Origin of the sequence: Mucilaginibacter sp. KACC 22773 (assembly GCF_028736215.1) — a bacterium.
GTDB lineage: Bacteria > Bacteroidota > Bacteroidia > Sphingobacteriales > Sphingobacteriaceae > Mucilaginibacter.
In genome coordinates this window covers 725,789-746,623 of record NZ_CP117883.1, presented here as the reverse complement: position 1 = coordinate 746,623, position 20,835 = coordinate 725,789, and the positions used below count along the sequence as shown (strand labels likewise).

At 45.1% G+C, this 20,835-nt stretch carries 23 protein-coding genes; 20 read left to right on the top strand and 3 right to left on the bottom strand.

The window, feature by feature from the left end:
- Positions 1 to 197: 197 nt before the first annotated feature.
- The 18 genes from PQ469_RS03160 to PQ469_RS03075 all read left to right on the top strand — a co-directional run bounded on the left by PQ469_RS03160 (position 198) and on the right by PQ469_RS03075 (position 14,898).
- Positions 198 to 383 carry a hypothetical protein gene (locus tag PQ469_RS03160; RefSeq protein WP_274211684.1) on the top strand — a complete coding sequence of 62 codons (186 nt, stop codon included), beginning with the start codon at positions 198 to 200 and terminating at the stop codon, positions 381 to 383.
- A 95-nt stretch (positions 384 to 478) separates the two neighbouring features.
- A complete protein-coding gene (locus PQ469_RS03155; protein WP_274211683.1) occupies positions 479 to 1,645 on the top strand; it encodes a hypothetical protein in 1,167 nt (388 codons plus the stop codon).
- Between the two features lie 107 nt (positions 1,646 to 1,752).
- Positions 1,753 to 2,586, top strand: a complete 834-nt coding sequence (locus PQ469_RS03150; RefSeq protein ID WP_274211682.1) for an RteC domain-containing protein — start codon at positions 1,753 to 1,755, stop codon at positions 2,584 to 2,586.
- Positions 2,587 to 2,739: 153 nt separating this feature from the next.
- Entirely contained in the window at positions 2,740 to 3,315 is a 576-nt protein-coding gene (locus PQ469_RS03145; protein ID WP_274211681.1) for a hypothetical protein, read from the top strand.
- 7 nt (positions 3,316 to 3,322) lie between these two features.
- Positions 3,323 to 3,664: a DUF4134 domain-containing protein gene (locus PQ469_RS03140; RefSeq protein WP_274211680.1), complete on the top strand. Its 342-nt coding sequence runs from the start codon at positions 3,323 to 3,325 to the stop codon at positions 3,662 to 3,664.
- A 10-nt stretch (positions 3,665 to 3,674) separates the two neighbouring features.
- Complete coding sequence (locus PQ469_RS03135) at positions 3,675 to 4,088, top strand: hypothetical protein (protein ID WP_274211679.1); 414 nt, start codon at positions 3,675 to 3,677, stop codon at positions 4,086 to 4,088.
- A complete protein-coding gene (locus PQ469_RS03130) occupies positions 4,088 to 4,402 on the top strand; it encodes a DUF4133 domain-containing protein (RefSeq protein ID WP_274211678.1) in 315 nt (104 codons plus the stop codon). Before PQ469_RS03135 ends, PQ469_RS03130 begins: the two co-directional genes overlap by 1 nt.
- Positions 4,403 to 4,404: 2 nt before the next feature.
- Positions 4,405 to 6,858 carry a TraG family conjugative transposon ATPase gene (locus PQ469_RS03125; protein ID WP_274211677.1) on the top strand — a complete coding sequence of 818 codons (2,454 nt, stop codon included), beginning with the start codon at positions 4,405 to 4,407 and terminating at the stop codon, positions 6,856 to 6,858.
- Positions 6,859 to 6,871: 13 nt separating this feature from the next.
- Complete coding sequence (locus tag PQ469_RS03120) at positions 6,872 to 7,246, top strand: hypothetical protein (protein WP_274211676.1); 375 nt, start codon at positions 6,872 to 6,874, stop codon at positions 7,244 to 7,246.
- A 62-nt stretch (positions 7,247 to 7,308) separates the two neighbouring features.
- The gene (locus PQ469_RS03115) at positions 7,309 to 7,992 is read left to right on the top strand and encodes a conjugal transfer protein TraI (RefSeq protein WP_274211675.1); all 684 of its coding nucleotides are present in this window, start codon (positions 7,309 to 7,311) and stop codon (positions 7,990 to 7,992) included.
- Entirely contained in the window at positions 7,979 to 8,671 is a 693-nt protein-coding gene (locus PQ469_RS03110; RefSeq protein WP_274211674.1) for a hypothetical protein, read from the top strand. The genes PQ469_RS03115 and PQ469_RS03110 overlap by 14 nt, the downstream gene beginning before the upstream one ends.
- Before the next feature lie 10 nt (positions 8,672 to 8,681).
- A complete protein-coding gene (locus PQ469_RS03105; protein WP_274211673.1) occupies positions 8,682 to 9,326 on the top strand; it encodes a TerB family tellurite resistance protein in 645 nt (214 codons plus the stop codon).
- A 10-nt stretch (positions 9,327 to 9,336) separates the two neighbouring features.
- A complete protein-coding gene (gene traJ, locus PQ469_RS03100; protein ID WP_274211672.1) occupies positions 9,337 to 10,524 on the top strand; it encodes a conjugative transposon protein TraJ in 1,188 nt (395 codons plus the stop codon).
- Positions 10,525 to 10,545: 21 nt separating this feature from the next.
- Positions 10,546 to 11,163 (top strand): conjugative transposon protein TraK, encoded by a 618-nt coding sequence (gene traK / locus PQ469_RS03095; protein ID WP_274211671.1) that lies wholly within the window; start codon positions 10,546 to 10,548, stop codon positions 11,161 to 11,163.
- Positions 11,164 to 11,167: 4 nt separating this feature from the next.
- Complete coding sequence (locus PQ469_RS03090) at positions 11,168 to 11,509, top strand: hypothetical protein (RefSeq protein ID WP_274211670.1); 342 nt, start codon at positions 11,168 to 11,170, stop codon at positions 11,507 to 11,509.
- Between the two features lie 5 nt (positions 11,510 to 11,514).
- Positions 11,515 to 12,624: a conjugative transposon protein TraM gene (locus PQ469_RS03085; protein WP_274211669.1), complete on the top strand. Its 1,110-nt coding sequence runs from the start codon at positions 11,515 to 11,517 to the stop codon at positions 12,622 to 12,624.
- A 5-nt stretch (positions 12,625 to 12,629) separates the two neighbouring features.
- Positions 12,630 to 13,661 carry a hypothetical protein gene (locus PQ469_RS03080; RefSeq protein WP_274211668.1) on the top strand — a complete coding sequence of 344 codons (1,032 nt, stop codon included), beginning with the start codon at positions 12,630 to 12,632 and terminating at the stop codon, positions 13,659 to 13,661.
- On the top strand, positions 13,645 to 14,898 hold the full coding sequence (locus PQ469_RS03075; RefSeq protein WP_274211667.1) for a hypothetical protein: 1,254 nt from the start codon (positions 13,645 to 13,647) through the stop codon (positions 14,896 to 14,898). The genes PQ469_RS03080 and PQ469_RS03075 overlap by 17 nt, the downstream gene beginning before the upstream one ends.
- A gap of 146 nt (positions 14,899 to 15,044) precedes the next feature.
- On the opposite strand, the gene PQ469_RS03070 is transcribed toward PQ469_RS03075, so the two are convergent.
- Genes PQ469_RS03070 through dinB form a run of 3 tightly spaced genes read right to left on the bottom strand, consistent with a single transcriptional unit; the run spans position 15,045 to position 19,394 of the window.
- Positions 15,045 to 15,278, bottom strand: coding sequence for a hypothetical protein (locus PQ469_RS03070; RefSeq protein ID WP_258141281.1), 234 nt, complete (start codon positions 15,276 to 15,278; stop codon positions 15,045 to 15,047).
- 11 nt (positions 15,279 to 15,289) lie between these two features.
- Entirely contained in the window at positions 15,290 to 18,232 is a 2,943-nt protein-coding gene (locus PQ469_RS03065; protein WP_274211666.1) for a DNA polymerase III subunit alpha, read from the bottom strand.
- 4 nt (positions 18,233 to 18,236) lie between these two features.
- Positions 18,237 to 19,394, bottom strand: a complete 1,158-nt coding sequence (dinB, locus tag PQ469_RS03060) for a DNA polymerase IV (protein ID WP_274211665.1) — start codon at positions 19,392 to 19,394, stop codon at positions 18,237 to 18,239.
- Between the two features lie 145 nt (positions 19,395 to 19,539).
- Here dinB and PQ469_RS03055 point away from each other — a divergent pair, with 145 nt between their 5' ends.
- Both PQ469_RS03055 and PQ469_RS03050 read left to right on the top strand, forming a co-directional pair.
- Positions 19,540 to 20,028 carry a hypothetical protein gene (locus PQ469_RS03055; protein ID WP_274211664.1) on the top strand — a complete coding sequence of 163 codons (489 nt, stop codon included), beginning with the start codon at positions 19,540 to 19,542 and terminating at the stop codon, positions 20,026 to 20,028.
- 3 nt (positions 20,029 to 20,031) lie between these two features.
- Positions 20,032 to 20,835, top strand: a complete 804-nt coding sequence (locus PQ469_RS03050; protein WP_274211663.1) for an SOS response-associated peptidase — start codon at positions 20,032 to 20,034, stop codon at positions 20,833 to 20,835.

Sequence of the window (20,835 nt, the reverse complement as noted above, 5' to 3'; positions counted from 1 at the left end):
ACGTAGGCGATCTCATAGCTAATAAAAATCAGCCAGATGAGCACGTGAAGAAAAATGGTTGGTCTCTTTACCAAAATCAGGATTTTTATGTCACTTGAATATCATTCTTAATTTTCTACATATACCAAATGCCTCCCGGCGTAACAAAATTCACAGACTTCCTATCGCGAAATAGTTTTGACCAAAAATCAAATGCTATGAAAACGACAAAATCAAAAAAACTCAACAGGAGCATCAGTACGATTTGTGATTTCAATGATGTTTATCCGAAGAATTTTTCCGGAGAAACTGATCCACCAACAGGTACTGATCCAACCAATACAACGATAACAATTATCACTACAGTCAATACGCATTTTGGCAACCAAAAGTTAACGGCGTAGTTAAATCCCATCTATGGAATTAACTAAAAATGCCCTTTCAGTCAATTAAATGCATATTTAATTATTAACTAAATGTTAATCAACTTGTTTGCATTTTGCTTAAATCAGCATTATACCGGCTTGAAAAACTCATTGGAGAAGTCCTGAAGAATTTCAGGACCACTACTGACCCTGACAACTTTAAACGGTTGCCGGACCAGGTAAAGTCCGTCCAAACGTTATCTGCGGAAATAAAGGAAAAATGGGTGCACGAGCTTTTCAGCTCCGCCAAAGAACATGTAATCACAAGGTATGTACAATACCACCAGGCCGGTATCACTCAGCTATCTAATCAAATCAGCCGAATCATACCGGTTGGTGGTGCTCATTCGAAGAACGCAACCGGCCCAGATCCTTTTGAGCAAATTTTAAGCGAGCTTGAGCAGCTTTTGAATTTCCTCCGCCATCAATGCTACCATTATTTTGATCTGGATTACAAAATAACTATCCATTCCTGCCGCCGGCAGTGCGCCCAAATAGACGAATTCAGGAAGGAATTGCTCTCCTATTCAGGTAAAGAGATAGCAATCCCGCTGGTAGAAGTGATCGGTATTTCCGTACAGGAAATGACCGATGACGCTGTACAATCCGGGATATCATACCGGCAGACGGAACAAACACTGAACCTGCTTCGAATGGTACAGCAGCTTATGTATACGATTCATGGTATAACAACGAATCGTTTAGCCCAGGCACTTTACCGGCAAAACCTGAACACGAAGTGGTTTTTAAACTGGTATCGTGAGCATATCCTGCTTCAATTCAATAAAATATCCGGTAAACGGGAACAGACAATTTTTATCAGTCAGCAAATTAAAATGTTCACAGGGATGTTTGTGGACCCTGAAAAAGCATTTGAACCGGAACTTCCTTCTGCCGATCTTGTATTGCTGCCCTGGCTCTATGAAAAAAGCGGGAACCAGGATAAAACTATACGGGCAATCAACAAATCCAATATTCCGATCCAGCTTCCGCTTAATCTTTCCGTACCACAATTTGCCTTGTTTATCCGCATCTTTTCAAAGGCAGGATGTTTCCCGGATACGAATGTCTCGAAGATCACCAGGTTCTTTACTCAATACTTTACCACTAAAAAACAAATCCATATTTCACGTGAAAGCTTTAGAAAGGCCTTTTACAGTCTCGATCAGGCAACGGCAGCAATCGTAAGAGACTACCTGCAAAAGATGATCAACTATCTCAATAAAACCTATTTTCCCTGAACTAAAACCGAAAGGGCTGCTATGAAAAACTGATACAATTAAGGCTTTGTTTGCGACACCGGTTTCGGCTAACCGGTGGCAAAGCCATTTATCAAAAAGGTAACAAGATGATAACTAAATTTAGCGACCGGCTATACGCGGACCTTAACAAAGATCTTAACGCACTGACGCTCGAAGAAGATCAGGTAATAAAAAGGCTGGAAAAATCCATTCACGCCTGCTTGAAATACCTCCGGAAATTAAAAGACTATTGCAAGCTTAATGATCCTGGCACACCAGCTGAAGAAATTGTTTTTTTTAAGCACATCAAACCCAAATTTAAGTCACAACTCATTTTTTACCAATCGCTGCTGAATATGGAGATCAGGAAGCCTATTGGTGACGGCAAAGTGGTATCGGATTATTTCGCCAATGAAATTAAGATCCTTTATCATTTTTTTGAAAGTAATCTCTCCTTTTACCAGTATGTACGTACCCAGGCAACCTACCTTGATGAATACTATTTTGTCCGGGGCAACTACGATGTACATCTTGACCCGGATCAATGCGTCATTGACTTTGATCCAACTTTTAGTACCACGCATGATCATAAACTTGCCCAGGTATTAGCCAGCGAACTGATGCAGGAACACCTGGAACACGCTATTCAGAAGATCAGTCAGAGAGACGCCATTATACAAATTGATACTGAGTTCCGGGATTTTGACTGGAAACAAACCAAATGCGCCCTGATCGAGCTGATCTATTGCTGGCATGCCACAGAAGCGTTCGGCAAAAAAAACCTGAAAAGCATCGTCAAATTCATTGAAAAGTCCTTTAATATTTCCCTTGGGAATTTCTATGATACCTACGACTGGCTTTGCGGCCGCCCCAGTCCGACGGTTTATATTGACGAAATGAAAAGCGCCTTTTTACTCCGGATTCAAAAAAAGCTCAGGTAGAAACTTTGTTTAAAGCGGCTAAACGCCGCTTTTTTCATTTTTATAAAAAAAGTTGCTATCCGAGTCGGACAAACTCGGATAAGATTGAAAGCCCATCTTCGGAATTTTGTCCTGTCGCCGTCAGTAATTAAGCAGGCGGATAAATTAAAGATTATGCTTCATTCAATTTCATGGTTCAATTATGGGTCAGCAGTAATTTTTATAGCGATCGCCTACTATGGTTATGTAGGCCTGACCTTTTACAGATCGGAACTTCAGGCAGCGATCTACCGCCTGACAGGAAAAAAGCCCGCAGTAAATCAATTTGCCGGCGGAGATTTCCAGCTACCGGATTACTCGATAACAGGGTCAATAAAACCGGAAGGCATAGATTTCGTGGCGCAGGAAGAATTATCTTTTGGCCCGACGGATGAAAATGAGTCGCCTGTAATACCTCATCCCTCAGCAACTATTAGCAGCAATCCAACGGATACCCATCTGCTTGGTGATTTTTCAGAAATGATCTCTGAGGTTAAAACGTTGATCCGCGTCATCAATGAATCCAGCGAATCAAAGGAAAATTTTGAAATGCTTTTTCGGCTGATCGTCCAAAAATACGCTTCGCTGACGGGATCCATGTATGAAAACCAGATCAACGATTACCTGATCAACGAAGGTGCTGATGAGTTCCCTTTTCCCCTGGCTTTAACCGAACTGCAATCTTACTGGAATAACGACAACGATAAATAAAACGGATATGAAAACGAACCTATTAAAATTCAAAACACTTTGGACAAAACAGGCAAAGTGGATCTCAGCGGTAATCAGCTTGCTGATATGGAACCTACAGTCCGCACAGGCACAGGATGGCAATGCCGGGATCAACCAGGCAACCTCACAGGTAAAGAGTTATTTCGATACCGGGACGAACCTGATGTATGCCATCGGGGCAATTGTGGGACTGGTGGGTGCAATCAAAGTATTTAAGAAATGGAACGATGGAGAACATGATACGGGCAAGGTCGCATCCAGCTGGTTCGGCAGCTGCATCTTCCTGGTAGTGGTTGCCACTGTCTTAAAATCATTTTTTGGAGTATAAAAATTAAATCATGGCGGATCACAAAACATCAAAAGGCATGGCGCGCAAGCTGCCTGAATATGTAATCGGCGGTACACTGTTCACTGTGGATGCACGTATTTACGAGTTCCGGGAAACAGCAGCTCCCTGGAATATAATATCTATGAAGGATTTTTGGGAAGATGATTCTACGGTTATTCCTTTCGATAAAGAGAAAAAGAATATTTACGACGGTAATATAAAAGCCGGCGAACGTCCCGAAAACGTCGAAATAGTTACTGTTCCACCGATCATCGAACTGGACCCGATCGGCTTGGCCCGCCACTATAACCTGCCTGATGGAACCTTCATTTCAAAGGAAAACCGGGAAAAGACTTTGTCGGAACAGTTAATCGGTTTGCAGCAAAATACCAGGACACGAAAAAATGGAAGGGGGGTCAAGTAATGCCGGTATATCAAATCAATAAAGGGATCAATAAACCAATAGAGTTTAAGGGCCTTAAAGCACAATATATCGGCTACCTCGCCGGTGGATTGGTTGGATTGCTCGTCCTGTTCGCAATCATTTATATCATCGGTTTTCCGGTCTATCTCTGCATTATCATCATCAGCCTCCTTGGCACTGGCCTGTTTATGCAGGTCTATAAACTCAGCCATAAATACGGCCAATACGGTTTGATGAAGCGCGGTGCGAAAAATTACCTGCCGGGTTACCTAAAATTCCGTTCACGCAAATTGTTCACCCGATTAATTAAATAAAGATGTCAGTATTCAGTAACGCGGAAAAAATTTTCCCGATCTACAAAGTTGAACATGATTGCATGGTTTCGGTCCACGGAGATCTTACTGTAGCTTATCAGGTTTTCTTACCGGAGATATTTACTTTATCAGAGGAGGATTATGAAGTTTATCATCAATCCTGGGTACGCGCGATCAGGGTTTTACCCAAGCATAGTATCTTACATAAACAGGATATATTCATCCGTAATTCCTATAAGGGCGCAGGTGGACTGCCCGAGAATTTTTTGACGGCAGCGGCAGACCGGCATTTCCGTGGCCGCCCCTTCCTTGATCATTCCTGCTACCTGATGCTCACGCAAAAGGCAGCTGACCGGAAACAAGCCAGCAGCGCCTTTTCGGGTATTCTCCGGAAGAACGTGGCTCCAAAGCAAACTACCGATGAACGGATGTTACCTGAGTTCCTTGAAAAAGTCGGGCAGTTCGAAAGGATCCTGGGCGATTGCGGACTGATCAAATTAAGCCGCCTAAAAAATGATGAACTGGCCGGTACCGAAGTTAGACCTGGCATTTTGGAACAGTACTGTTTTTTGCTATCTGCCAAAGATCGTCCGATGATCAAGGATATCCATCTGAAAGACAGAATCCAGGTTGGTGACCAGCACGCCCAGCTGTTTTCGCTTGGCGATACGGAAGATCTGCCGGCGCTTTGCGGCAGCCGGATGACCTACGACAAATACAGTTCGGATAAGACTAAATTTCCAATAGGTTTCACCACACAGCTGAATCTGTTATTGAATTGCAATCATATCTACAATCAATATCTTTTTATAAGCGATACCGGGAAAACCCTGAAAGCCCTGGAGGCCAAAAAGCTCCGGCTGCAATCCCTATCCGCCTATAGCCGGGAAAATGCAATCAGCCGTGACGCAACCAATGATTTTCTGAATGAAGCGATAAGCCAGCAAAGGCTGCCCATAAAAGCCCATTTCAATGTACTGGCCTGGACGGACGATAAAGATGAATTACAGGACATCAAAAACCAGGTAGGTTCCGCAATGGCACAAATCGGCGCGAGTTGCAAACAGGAGTCGGACGGGGCCGCACAGGTATGGTGGGCGGGCATACCGGGCAATGCCGCAGATTTTCCGGAAAATGACACCTTCGATACTTTTTTGGAACAGGCCGCTTGCTTTTTAAACCTGGAGGGGAACTATCGAAGTGATCCACCTGCGGAGGGCATCCGATTCTGTGACCGGCTTACGGGAAAACCGGTTTTTATAGACCTCTTTGACGCACCCCGGAAAACAGGGATCACCTCCAATATGGGCATGCTGGTTTGCGGCACCTCAGGTGGCGGTAAAAGCATGACGGTAAACCATATCTTAAGAACATTATATGACCAGGGTGCGCACTGTGTCACCGTGGATATAGGCGGCAGCTACAAGGGTTTATGTGAACTGGTTGGCGGTTATTATTTTACCTATGAGGAAAGCAATCCTATCCGATTTAACCCTTTTTACCTGCCAGCGGGACAATCTTTAGATACGGAAAAAAAGGAAAGCCTGAAGGCACTGCTGGTCACACTCTGGAAACAGGAAAACGAAAGCTTTATGCGCAGTGAGTACGTCGCGCTTTCCAATGCATTACAGGGGTATTTCCAATTCCTGGAGACCAACCGTAAGGTTTTCGCCTGCTTTAATTCCTTTTATGAATACCTGCAAAAAGAATATGTACAGATCCTGAAGAACCATAACGTAAAGGACAAGGATTTTGACATCGATAACTTCTTATATGTCCTGCGGCCCTACTACAAAGGAGGTGAGTTTGACTATTTATTGAATGCCACGGACAACCTGAACATCCTGGAGCAGCGATTCGTGGTCATAGAGTTGGACAATATTAAAGACCATCCCATACTTTTCCCGGTAATTACGCTTTTGATTGCAGAACTTTTTCTTTCCAAGATCAGGAAATTAAAAGGCATCAGAAAAGTGCTGACGATTGACGAAGCATGGAAAGCGATTGCAAACTCTGGGATGGCCGGATTTATCCAGTATGCCTTTAAGACTATCCGGAAATTCAATGGTATACCTAATGTAGTTAGCCAGGAACTGGACGATCTGATCAGTTCGCCTGTAATCAAGGACGCTATTATTAACAACGCGGACATCAAGATCCTGATGGACATGCGCAAGTTCATGAATAAGTTCGATAAGCTGCAGGATGCACTTGGGATGTCTGATAAGGGAAAAACACAGGTCTTGTCCGTGAACAAGGACAACCGGGAGATCTATATCGACCTCGGAGGTCAGGTTATGAAAGTCGTTAAAAATGAACTTTGCCCGGAGGAATATTATGCCTATACGACTGAAGGAAAAGAGCGGGTCAAAGTTCAGGAATATGCCGACAAGTTCGGCAGCGTGGAAAAAGGCATTGCCGCACTGGTCCAGGAATTAAAAGAAAAAGTAGCTTAATAAATCACATAACATGAAAACTATCAAATTGCTCATTCTTATTTGCTGTGCAGCAATCGATACTGCCTGCAATAACAGTAAAAACCCCGCTTTATCTGGCGTTTATATTAATCAGTCTCAAAGTGAATATAGCATGGCCTTTGACACACTGATCATTGATGCGGTAAATCTCACTGCCAAAACGTATAGTATTGAATCCAGAACTGGGTTTCAAAAGATCAGGAACGGTCAAAAACTGCCCATGCAGTTCAAGAAGGAAACCTGGCAGGCAGTCTGGAATTCAGAACAACAAATGCTGTCGGAAGGTGAATATGGCAGGCAGATCCGTTTGTCACCGGATACACCCGGAGTATTAATAAAAAAGACCCTGTTCCGGAAGATCCGGTAAGTCTTAATCGTAAATTTTATTTGGATTGACTTCCGCTTTTTAGCGGGAGAAGGGAGATTATTATGAAAAAAATAAAGCTAATACTGCCTGTAATGATCTTGTTTTTGGTCATGAGTATTCATCCGCAACAAGCCAAGGCTCAGTTTGTGGTTGGCGACATCATCAAGCTAACGGTGACCAAGGTAATCAAGGCGATTGACCTCAAGGTACAGCGGATGCAAAATCAAACCATCTGGTTGCAGAATGCACAAAAGGCGCTGGAAAACGAACTGTCTAAATTGAAACTGTCGGAGATATCCAGCTGGTCAGGTCAACAGCGCCAGCTTTTCGGCAGCTATTACGACGAGTTATGGAAAATCAAATCAACGATTGTCTATTACCAGCGAATTAAGGATCTAACGGTAAAACAAGTCGCACTTGTCACGGAATATCAACAGGCATGGTCGCTGATGAAACAGGATCAGCACTTCTCTGCTGCTGAGCTGCTCCAGATGGAATCTGTATATACGGGCATACTTACGGCAAGCGCGAAGAACCTCGATCAGATCATGATGATCGTGAGCAGTAACCAAACCCAGATGTCCGATGAGCAGCGCCTGGAACTCATCAACCGTGCCGGGGACAAGCTGGATGACAATTACAGTGATATGCGCCGGTACAATACAGAGAACGAAATGCTGAGCCTACAGCGCAGTAAAGATTTAGGAGATACACAAACCACAAAAGCATTATATGGAATCAATTGATCAATCACTCAGAAATTCCTGCTGGCTGAAGGGCAGGTCGAGATCGTTGCTGGTGTTTGCACTTTTTACTGCGATCTATTCCGGAATGGCGGCAACCGTCAAAGCACAAACTTTTGGCGAATGGTTCCAGCAAAACAGTACGCAAAAAAAATACCTTTTACAGCAGATCGCCGCTTTACAGGTCTTTTCTACCTATCTGAAACAGGGTTACAGGGTTGCCCATAACGGGCTGGGCTCGATCTCCGGTTCTTTAGGTTCTGAAAACAGCCTGCATGCCGCTTATTATAACCGTATGGAAATTGCCGGCGCACCGGTAAAAAATGACGGACAGGTAAAAGAGATACTCAGCTGGCAAAAAGATATCCTGACTATACTGGAGGTCATAGACCAGATCGATGGCCTGACCAATGAGGAAAAAAGATACCTGTCCGGTGTTCGCAGCGCGGTATTGAAGGATTGTGACCAGCAGATCAGCACGCTTCAAAGCGTGGTCACTGATGGCAAAGTAAAAATGAGCGATGCAGACCGCATCGTCCTGATCGGTAAGATACACGCCGCCATGCAGGAGAATTATCATTTCGCTACCGGGTTTACCAAACAGGCCAAAGCTTACGCTCTACAGCGAAAACAGGAACAAAAAGACGTTTTGGTCGCCAAACAAATGAACGGAGTTAATTAAATAGGATGTTATGAAAACTGCCTCCAGATTATTACTGATCGCCGCTCTATCCGTAGGGGGCCTTTTGAAAACTGTTTCCTGCAAGGCACAAGCGCAGGAAATGCAGCAGCTTATCCTGGATATTGAGAAACTGACCCAAATGAAAAGTATCCTCACCGATATGAAGACCGGGTACCAGATCTACCAGCAGGGATATGGCAGCATCTCATCTTTATCAAAAGGTAATTTTGACCTGCATGATTTATACCTGACCGGGTTGCTGGCCGTAAGCCCAGCTGTACGCGACTACGGACGTATTGCCGATATCCTCCTGATGCAGGCGAGTTTGATTAAACAATACAAAACTCAAACCAGCCTCTTTCACCAGAGTGGCAGCTTTTCCGTTGCAGAGCTAAGCTACATGAGCGACGTTTATACCAGGCTGGTCAGTCAGACGCTGGATGATATCGGGGACCTGACCAATATTATAACGGCAGGTAAACTGCGAATGTCGGATGCGGACCGCATTAAAGGCATAGACCGGATCTATTCGAGCAGTTCAGATCGGTTACAGTTTCTGCAATCCTTCGGTAACCAGGGTATCACCCTGTCCCTGCAACGCAGTAAAGACGCTGCAAACACCCAAACACTTAAACAACTCTATGGAATAAATTAAAACAACTGCTATGAAAATACAATTCATCAAGACTACGATTTTAATGCTGGCGATCGCATTTATCCCGTCGTTATCTCATGCCGCGGGACTGGCTGACGATATTAAAGGGCTACAAGGCACATTGGATGGGGTATACAACGACATGCTGCCCATGTGCAGCCAGTTGATTGGTGTCGGACAGGGTATCGCCGGTTTTGGGGCGCTATGGTATATAGCAGTAAGGGTTTACCGCCAGATCGCCAGTGCAGAACCCATCGATTTTTACCCGTTGATGCGTCCCTTTGGTTTAGGCCTTGCCATTTTATTATTTCCAACGGTTATCTCCGTGATCAACGGCGTCATGCAACCGACGGTAAGCGCTACGGGCGGAATGGTCCAAAATTCTGATGCGGCCATCGCCCGGTTATTACAGGCTAAGGAAGCGGCTGTTGAAAAAACCGATACCTGGCAAATGTACCAGGGGGCAGATGGTGATGGCGATCGTGAAAAATGGTACAAATATACCCACCCGAATGATCCTACAGGTGACAAGGAAGGCATGCTGGCCAGCGTGGGTAACGATATGAAATTTGCCATGGCCAAGGCTTCCTATAATTTTCGCAATACGGTAAAGCAATGGATGTCAGAAGTATTACAGGTTTGTTACGAAGCGGCAGCACTTTGTATCAACACCATCCGGACATTCTACCTGATCGTGCTGGCTATTCTCGGGCCGCTGGTAATCGGTCTTTCCGTATTCGACGGCTTCCAGCACACGTTGACTTCCTGGCTGGCCAAGTATATCAATGTCTTTCTCTGGCTTCCGGTAGCAAACATCTTTGGAGCCATCATCGGAAAGGTGCAAGAGAACATGCTGAAGATCGACATCTCTCAGGTTCAGAATTCTGGCGATACTTTTTTCAATTCCACAGACACAGCTTATCTCATATTCCTGATTATCGGCATTATCGGCTATTTCACGGTGCCGAGCGTTGCCAATTATATCGTTAACGCCGGAGGCGGCCATGGCTTACTTCAGAAAGTAAATACAATGGTCATCAGCACAGGGAATACGACAATGAACGCCGCTTCAACTGTAGGTGGCCGGATGGAACAAGGTGCATCGAATATCCGGAATATGCCATCCGACTTCATGGCCGGTTACAATGGAGCCGGTAAATCCGCAGATTACCAGGAAAAGAAATTATCAGGAAAATAAACATTTATTAAAACGAAGAACATGTTCACACAACTTAAAAACATAGACACTGCATTTAAGCATATCAAACAGTTCAGCATTTTTCTTATTATCGGCAATGTGCTGACGATGTGCTTTTGCATTTACAAAAGTACCCAGGCAGTTAGCCTGGCACATAACCAGGTACACATCCTATATAACGGAAAACTACTGGAAGCGATTGCCGCTGAACGTAAAACAAATCTGCCGGTAGAATTACGGGATCATATTAAAACGTTCCATGAGGATTTTTTCGACCTGAGTCCGGATGATAAAGCTATCCAGGCCAATGTTGGCAAGGCGCTTTATCTCGCAGATGAGTCCGCGAAAAGGCAATATGATAATTTGCGGGAATCGGGGTACTATAACAACCTGATCTCCGCAAACATCTCTCAGGAGATTTCCGTGGATAGCACACGACTGGAAGGAAATCAATGGCCCTATATTTTTACCTGTTATGCGACCGAAAAACTGGTGCGCTCCAGCGGAACGGTTTACCGGAAACTGGTAACCCAGGGAGAGGTAAGGGATATAGCGATACAAACCGACAATAATCCACATGGATTCCTCATCCAGCATTGGGAAATATTGGCAAACCGTGATACCGTCGTTCAAAAATAAGGTTATGCAATTCCTAAACAAAAAACGAGAAGAGGGTGATCCGGGCGCAGAACGAATCGCCGCCCGCATTGCTGCGCAGATCATCAGGTGGCAAATTTCTGTTGTCACAACAATCAACCGCAGGGTAAACCGGTATACCAAAGCCGGGCAACGAAAATTCCTTTGGATGTTTTGCGCGGTATGGATAGCGGTCATCTGCTTCAACTTCTTTCATGCACAGCAAACAACAACGATAGGCAAAGTGAGACCAGATTACCTGCCGATTCATATCGGGCAACCATCCGATATACCTGAACCGGACAAAAAACCTATCCTAAGAACAGATTCATTAACCATTAAAAAGTAAATACAATGGAAAATCAAAACCAAGGCGGACAATTCCCGCAACATTCACCCGAATTTCAGAAGAAAAGGAAGTTCTATATGGCCATTCCCGTTCTAATCATTCCATTTCTGACTATGGCTTTTTGGGCGTTAGGCGGAGGTAAAGACGGGTCAAAGGCCGTCGCTGCAGCACCGCAGAAAGGAATCAACCTGGCGTTGCCTTCTGCCCAGTTCAAGGAAAAAACGGCACCAGATAAAATGGGCATTTATCAATCTGAAAAGAAAGACAGCACCCATACCAAAGATGGTGTGAGCAAATCATTCATGCAGGCCATGGGCTTTGACCCTAACAAGGCAGATAGAGATTCCGCACAGGTGAGAAAGCCGGCGACACCTCGATACGCCAATAACGCCGATCAGCAATCCGCCAAGATACAGGAGAAGCTGGCACTAATCAACCGGCAGATCAGTCAGCCGCAACCGCAAAGCTATACACCGGCCCCGCCGGATCCGGAGGTGAAAAGGCTGAATAAAATGATGCAGGCGATGAATTCTTCGGGCGGAAATGATCCCGAGATGAAACAGTTGAATGATATGCTGACGAAGATCCAGGCCATTCAAAACCCGCAATCAGTTAAAGAAAAACCTAAAAATAAAACCGAAGACACTGCTTTCAAAGCAATCCCTGCAATCATTGACGGCAGGCAAAAAGTAATGAACGGCGGAACGGTTCGGCTTAAACTAACCGATTCGGTGATATTAAGAGGCGTCACCCTTCCTAAAGGACAGTTGTTGTTTGGAGCCTGCCAGGTCACCAACCAGCGGCTATTGCTGAATATCCAGAACATCAGGATCGGTAAGGACATCCTGCCGGCCGACTTGACGGTTTTCAGTTTGGACGGGATGCCGGGTATCCCTGCGCCAGAGGCGGAGCTATCGGGTGCGGCGGGCGATGGTGCAAACTCAGCGGTTGAAAGCATGCAGTTTTTGAGTATGGACCAATCGCTGGGCACACAAGCGGCGACGGGTGGCATCAATGCCGCAAAGGAACTGTTTAGTAAAAAAGTAAAAAAGATCAGAGTTAAGCTGAAGGATAATTTTGCTGTGCTCCTGCGAGATAATACCCGTAAACGATAACAGTCATGGAAAAAGCAGCGAACCGTGTTCTCCTGGCATTTAAAAGCTGGGAAGACCGCAAAAAAGAAATCGAACCCCTGCTCAAGGCGGGCACAATCGATGTAACTGTATTATCACGCCTGCAGCTTGACCACTTGCGGCTTGCCGCCCATCGTTTACGCTCAACTGCTAGACCCGATGAAAAGCCATTTATGCTATTGCTGAACAACCAGATTATCAGGCTTGAAAAGCAGTTATTTCCCAACCTGTTACGGAGGATCTTTTCTCAACTGAAAGACCGGCTTTTTGACGGCCCGGCTTACCTAAAGAAAGATCAGCTGCAGCGGGACAACAATATGGCAACTCTCAAAGTACAGTTGAAGGAAGCCGGACTCGGTTCCTTCGCCGGGCGGCTGGAGCAACACCTTGACCAGGATCAAAAGAATATCCGCGTACCACTGGATTGCCAGCTTGGGCCGGAAAAGCGGGTGAGTCTCGATCTTCATTTTGAAAAGGACCCTTATGGTAATTTTCAGCTGAACCGTATTGGGGGAAGTTTGGTGCAGAACGGCAAAATTACCAAAGCCCAGGAATTTGAACTCAGCGACTGGCCCAACCTTAAAACCAACCAGATCTGGAGCCTGCTGGAAGGACGTGCGATGAAGCAGCAATACACCGACGCCTCCGGGCACGAAAACCACAGGTGGGTTGAACTCGGTCCAAACGGGGTACAGCACTACGACCCGGCACACGCTTTTGACATTAAAACCGCGCTGGCCGGTATGCCAGCTATCATCCGCAACAAGGAAGAGCTCACCCGCTACCTGGAAAACGGCCAGCAAATCCCGACCTATTGGAAGCAGGGTAAACAATATCAAAATATTTATGTCCAGGCTGATCCTGCCAACCGTTGCATCAAATTGCTGGATGATAAGCTGCGTCCGATCACCGCTGAAAAGCTGAATCAGAACCTTGCAAGGCAAGGGTTCAAAGTCAAGACGCTGGACACAACCGCGCAAAAAACAAGAAGGAGGGTCAAAAATGGACAGCATCAATAACCGGCCGGCAAGCAGGGATGCAGGCATTAACTTCTATGAATTGAAAACCCAGCTAGCTGATCTTGGCTTTGTCAAACCGGAACTCGTGGACCGTCTGCGGGAAATTGTCCTAAGTGACCGGTCACAATTTTCTATTCAGTACCGCGAAGTTTTCGAGCGTCTTGCGCTTGACAGCTGGTTCAGCCTGTATCGTAAGGACGCTGATGGACCCATCGTGCTCGATCACTATGACACCGCTTTATATCAACAAGGTACGATGAACATCAGCTACCGCGCTTTTGAGCCGGATATCCCTAAAGAAATAGCCTGCCAGGTACTGGCAAAACAGCTGGCCCAACAATTACCGGGAAGCATGACTATACCCTGGACGCTTGATAAAGTATCGGCTGTTGCATACCTGACCGAAAATAATCCTCAGCAAATCGATTTTTTCAATCAATTAAATTTCAATAATATGAACACACAGAATTTAGATTTCTTAAAGAAAAGCCTGCTGAATCTTGGATTTGGCGAACAGGTAAATGAAGCGTTAGAAAAAAACATCAATAAAAAAGTACCGGAATTCAACCTGATGGCCAAGCATGAGTTTAACCAGCAAAAGGTGGATTACAACTTGCATTTTAAAGCCGGGGATAACCAGGATATGTATTTCTTCAACAAGTTCGACGCCACCATGAATAAGGGAAAAGAAAAAGAAATGAATCAAACCTTTTATATTAATAAAGGCAATGGGATCACCGCGAAAGAAGCTTTCAACCTGATGGAAGGGCGCGCCGTACATAAACAGCTGTTTAACAAGGATGGTGAGAAATACCAGGCCTGGCTGCAACTGGATAACGATAACCTGACCCAAAACGGCAACAAGGAGATCAAACGATTCAGCGAAAACTATGGGTTTAAGCTGGAAGATGTGCTTGCTGGCAAAGGCATTAAAGAACTAAATACCCCGGAAGGTACCGAAAGTCTGTTCCGCTCTTTAAAAAAAGGTAATACCCAACAGATCACGGTTGAGCGTAACGGTGAGGAAAAGAAATATTTTATTGCCGCCAGCCCGCAATTCAAAACCGTTGACCTTTTTGATCATCAGCAGAAAAAGATCAAACGGGAAGAGCTGCTCAACCCGGAACAGAAACAAAGTAGCAGTCAAAAGCAGAATGATAACCAAAAACAAGGAAAGCAGCAAAAGGAGGAGCTGCCCGGAAAAAAGCAAGGGAGTAAACGTAAAATGACCGTCTAAAATGAAATTAATACCTAAATACCTCAAATAGTTCATATTCTTATCTGCCATGGTGATAAGGTTTAGTTTGGAGTCCTCTTGCAGCAAGTGCGAGGGGACTCCTTTTTTAATGCCATTTCCAATGTATTATTAAGACTGCCGAAATATCACATGACTTGTTTTCTCAAATGTTCGGCGATCACCTGCAGATCCTCTGCGTTATAATAAGAGGTGCCTATTGGCTGATAACCACCATTCTTTTGCCTGGCTATATAGCCTTTAAAGCAGCCATAAGCGGATATCATAAAACACGGCCCGGCTTCACCGGGCATGGCTTTTTTGTCAAATTGCAGGTCCAGTTCCTGGCCCTCAACCGCGCATTTAATATTGATTCTATCCATGTTTTAGAGGTTTAAGAAATTACGGGATTTGGTAAGATTGGCAGCTTAGCAAACTTAAGAACTTCAAGGCTGGCAAAACCGAACTCGGCGACAACCTTACCGAGTATCAGGTAGCAGCCTGCGCCACGGAAAGGATACATGGGTGTGTTATTGGGAAAATGTACCGTATCAAAAGTATTGCCTTCGACATCCAAGAAATTGCCGAACCACATCTTTTGATTGTTTTTGGTAAGTACTGTCTTCTCGCATACATACTGTCCGACCATCCTAACCACTTGTCCCACATGATTGATCAGGTCATTGGCACCCACTTCGCCGCGATAATCGGTTTGCAACAGTTCGAACATAGTCATACTTAAGGGAAAGCCGAGCAATTCCAGTTCATGGTAGGCATTCTCCAATTGGGTATTGACCAGTACAGGCAGGGAATAGTTCTTTGCCTCCAGGCAAAATAGTTCCGCATTATTGTTGGGCTTTGCCTTAGCTCCGAATAAAAGATGTATGCCCCACAATAATTCCTTTTTGCTCTTTCCGGTAAACCGCAGTGCACCCACGCGAATAAGCGTGATGGCCTGCTCCAAACCAATGCCGGTTCTTTTGATAAAATCCTCCAGGCTATGGTAAATACCGTTCTTTCGGCGTTCTTCAGGGATCAGTTCAATGAAAGTTTCATTTAAACCATGAATACCCACGAAGCCGAGGTAAACATCTACGCCAATGATATTAACAATGCTATCGCTGTTGTTCACACATGGCAGATGTACGATTCCCCCTGAGCGCTGCAACTCCTGCACATATAGCGCCCGGTTATAAAATCCCCCGTAATTGTTTAACACTGCCACCATAAATTCCCGTGGGAAGTAGGTTTTCAGGTACAGACTTTGGTAGCTTTCCACCGCGAAGCTGGCAGAATGCGCTTTGGAGAAACTGTAACCCGCAAAGGAAGACACCTGACGCCATACTTCCTTCACGATATCTTCCGGACGACCTAATGCAATCGCTTCCTGATGGAATCTTTCCACCAGTCTCTCAAATTCCTTTTTTGAGCGGTACTTGCCGCTCATGCCCCGCCGTAAAATATCGGCGTCCGTTCCATCCATTCCCGCAAAATGGATACAAACTTTGATCACATCTTCCTGGTAAACCATCACGCCATAAGTTTCCTTTAATATTTCTTCCATGACCGGGTGCAGGTATTGCACGGTATCCGGGGCATGGTGATATTTGATATAAGTGCCCATCATTCCGGAACTGGCCACACCGGGCCGGATGATAGAACTGGCGGCGACAAGTATCAGGTAGTTATCGCAACCCAGTTTCCGGTTGAGCTGGATCATTGCCGGCGATTCGATGTAAAAGCAACCCTTTGTATTCCCTATCCTTAGATTGGCATTGACCGCCGGGTCTTTCATGAAGTTCTTGACCTGGTGGATATCGATCTTGCGCTGCTGGTTTTCTTCGACCAACTTTACCGCCATCTTGATATGTCCAATACCCCGCTGGCTAAGAATATCGTATTTATCAAAGCCGATCTTTTCGGCTTCATACATATCCCACTGTACGGTCGCCATTCCCTTTGGCGGCAGATCAAGTGCTGTATAATAAGTGATCGGGTCTTCGGTTATCAATACTCCACCGGCGTGGATGGAGCGTTGGTTCGGCATATTCGCCATTCGTTCATGGATGGCGACGATCTTTCTGAATGTATCGTTGTTTTGATTAACCGCCGCCCGCGTCTGATCAGTAAAGCCGTCGATCTCGGACTTAGGCAACCCCATGACCTTACCGATCTCGCGAATAATGCTGCGATCCTTAAAGGTAGACATGGTTCCCAGCAAAGCGGTGTGTTGACTGCCGTAGCGTTTAAAAATATAATCCTGCACATCTTCCCGCTCATCCCAGGAATAATCAATATCGAAATCGGGCGGTGAAGTTCGCTGTGCATTCAGGAACCTTTCAAAATATAAGTCCAGTTCAATAGGGTCAACATCCGTTATTTTCAGACAGTAGGCCACAATGCTGTTCGCCCCGGAACCCCGGCCCACATGATAATAGCCTTGCGAGCTGGAGTAGCGGATAATATCCCAGGTAATCAGGAAATAAGCACAGAAATCGAGTTCGCAAATAACTTTAAGTTCATGTTTAACCCGGCGCAGCGCTTCTTTATTGGATTTGCCGTAGCGATACTCCATACCGCTGATAGCCAGTTTTTCCAAAAGCTCCCGGTCATTTTTCTTATTGCCGGTAAAGGTTTTGCGGTTTAAATTAACCCTGCCTTTGGGATAATCCATCACACAGCGGTTCATCAGGTTCCGGGTATTGTCCAGTATAAAGGCATACCTGGAAAATTTAGCTTCCAGTTGGCCGGGTGCTAAAAATTTATCGGTGGAGGCACATTTATCTTCAGTGGTTACTTCTGTCAGTACCACGTTCAGATCAATGCCCCGCAAATATTCATGTAAGCGGTATTCAATTTTATCAGCGATAAAGACCGGCTGCAAAGCCAGCAGTTTTTCCCTGACAGCGCTAAGGTCTTTGTTAAATAAGCTGTTAAGCTGACCATAACGGATGCCCAGGTATTCGTTTTCCTTCAGCGGCGGCTCATGCCCGTAGGGATAAACAATAAAAGCATTTGCAAAAGCCGGCGCGAGATCAGGTAATGGCTTTTGTTCCAGGTTATGCTCCGTCAGGAAATCATTTAATTCCTTCATGCCCTCCTTATTGCGGGCGATGCCAAAGTAAAGCAAGCGTTTATCCCGTCTGAATTCCAGGCCTGCAATGGGCTTAATACCTTTTTCGTCGCACTCCCGCATAAATTCCATGATGCCGGTGGAATTGTTGATATCCGTGAGTACCATCTGGGTTACACCGCAGGCAATAGCTTCCTCCACCAATGCCGGGATTGACATGGTGCCAAAGCGAAGGCTATATTGGGAGTGAACGTTGAGGTACATGGCATTAAAGATTAAGATTGATACCGGAAGCCAGTTTAATGGAATCAGGGCCGAAGCGCCGACGTATTTTATCCATTGCCTGGCAAAGACTGTATTGCTCCTCGGATTCCGCATAAAGGTCGATCTGCTCAAAACCATTGACCAGGTTGGATAAGCGAACGCCCACCAATCGGATCAGTAATCTTTTTTGATAAGCCGCCTTGAATAATTCTTTGACCTTTTTAATGAGCGGTCCATCTAAAGCCGTATAAGGAATAACAGCCTGTTTAGTAACGTCTTCCCTGGTGGAATAGCGGACCGTCACGGTGATACAGGCTGTTTGTTTCTTTTTTTGGCGCAGTTCAAAGGCCAGCTCCATGACCATGGAAGTTAATAAGTAATTGATGGCTACGAGATCAATGCTGTCATTTTTGAAAGTTGTTTGTGTACCAATGGATTTTTGCTCCTGATAGGGAATAATCGGCGAATCATCTATTCCTTTGGCTTTTTGTAGCAGCCAGATTCCATTCTTCCCAAGAATACTGTTCATATATTCAGGGTGAACCTGTGAAAGTTCATAGATCTTCTTAATGCCCATGTCGCTCAGCTTGATAAAAGTTTTCTCTCCTAAGCCGGGAATTTTGCGAATAGACAAGGGGTTCAGGAAGGGCTGTACAACCGCTTTTTCGATATTCAGTTCGCCATTTGGTTTACATTCGTTAGTCGCCATTTTGGAAACCGTTTTATTGACCGAAAGACCGAATGAAATTGGCAACGCCGTTTCCCGCATGACTTTGGCTCGCAATTCCCTGGCATAAAGCAGCGTACCAAAATGTTTATCCATGCCTGACATATCAATATAGTGTTCATCGATGCTGGCCTTTTCAATGAGCGGCACATTTTCTTTCAGGATTTCCGTGATCTCGTGCGAAGCCTTGGAATATTCATCCATGTTGCCCCTGATCCAAATGCCGTGCGGGCAAAGCATACGCGCCATACGGGCTGGCATAGCAGAATGAACACCGAATTTACGCGCCTCGTAACTGCATGACGCCACCACCCCGCGATCCGACAGGCTGCCTATGATCACTGGCTTTCCAGTTAGTTCCGAGTTTTTACGGACTTCAACGGATACAAAAAATGCGTCCTGATCCATGTGAATGATCTGGCGGTCTGCGCTCATTATGCCTTCGGATTAATTAGTAAAATGAACAATTTTTTATCTCATCATTTTTTGCTTTTATTCGTTCAGAAAACGGATAACAAAACTAATACTAAAAATATTAGCATTTTGTTTATATTTGAAAATAATTTTAGAGCAGAGCTAAATGACTGATAGCTTGTTTTATAACCCATTTCTGCGCATAAAGGAAGACACCCTGAAGAAACTCATGGGGGTAGGCAAGCCTTTTGTGGTTATCCAGCGCTTTCAATGGCCGGGCCAGCCATTACAGAAAACCTTTTTACTGTCTGCTTATGCTGATCAACAGGAAGCACGTCACCATGAACAGGAATTACGGCCCAACGAGGGTAAAGCGCAGAACCTGCTTGATCTGAACCAGTACCAAGCGATTGTTAAACTCTTAAAAAACGAATCCGGCATAACGATGTTCTTTAATGGAACAATAGATGCCCGTCACGAAAAAAGGCTTCAAAAAGCCTATGTCAAAAGTGTTTCTGCGTATATTCACTATATCCGCATGAAAAAAGAAGATCACTATGATGTGCGTATATTTGTGGAGCATGGGCGTTTAAAAGCAGAGATCACCTCCGGTGAACAAAGCCATACCGCCCTTTTTTATGATATGATCAAATAGCTTATGTGCAGAGATATCAGCTTTCATTCAGAAATTCAAATCGTAACGCAGGACTTTAAAGGCATCCAACTTGCCCCGAATCTGGCTCATTATCCTAATAATATGGTGCACGTGACCTGTGAGATATTGCCTACACACCCGATTGTGGTTAACAGGAAAGCATTAGTACTCGCCAATATGAGCTGGGGGGTAGTTCCTACTTATATCGATGATCCGCGAGAACGGCAGTTACAGCGATCCAATATGGTCAATGCGCGCTCGGAAAGAATCATCGGCGATAAAAAATCGTATTGGTACAGGTTGCGCAACAATCGTTGCCTGATACCTGCTACCGGGATCTATGAACACAGGGAAGTAAAAGGCTTTAGGAATAAGATCCCGTATCATATCAGCCTGGAAGGCCGCAAGGGTTTTTATGTTCCGGCACTCTACCAGGTCAGCCAGGAAGTGGACCAGGACACCGGCGAGATATTTAATTTTGCCTCATTTACTATGATTACTCGCCATGCTAACGATAAAATGATGTGGATACACAATTCCGGTGACAATAAGCATCGAATGCCGCTGTTCCTGACGCCGGAAATGGAACATGCGTGGGTACTGGATGATCTGAGTGACGATGATATGGAGGAGTTTTTTCATTTTGAAATGCCTTCGGATAACATCGCGCATTACCCGGTATATTCCATTCGCAGCCGTAAACCGGTACCTGAAGGCATAGTACCGGACGCTTATTATGACTGGGGCAAAAAGTTGCCGGTGTATGGTCAGGAAGAACCGCCAGCCGAACAAGTGAGCCTTTTTTAG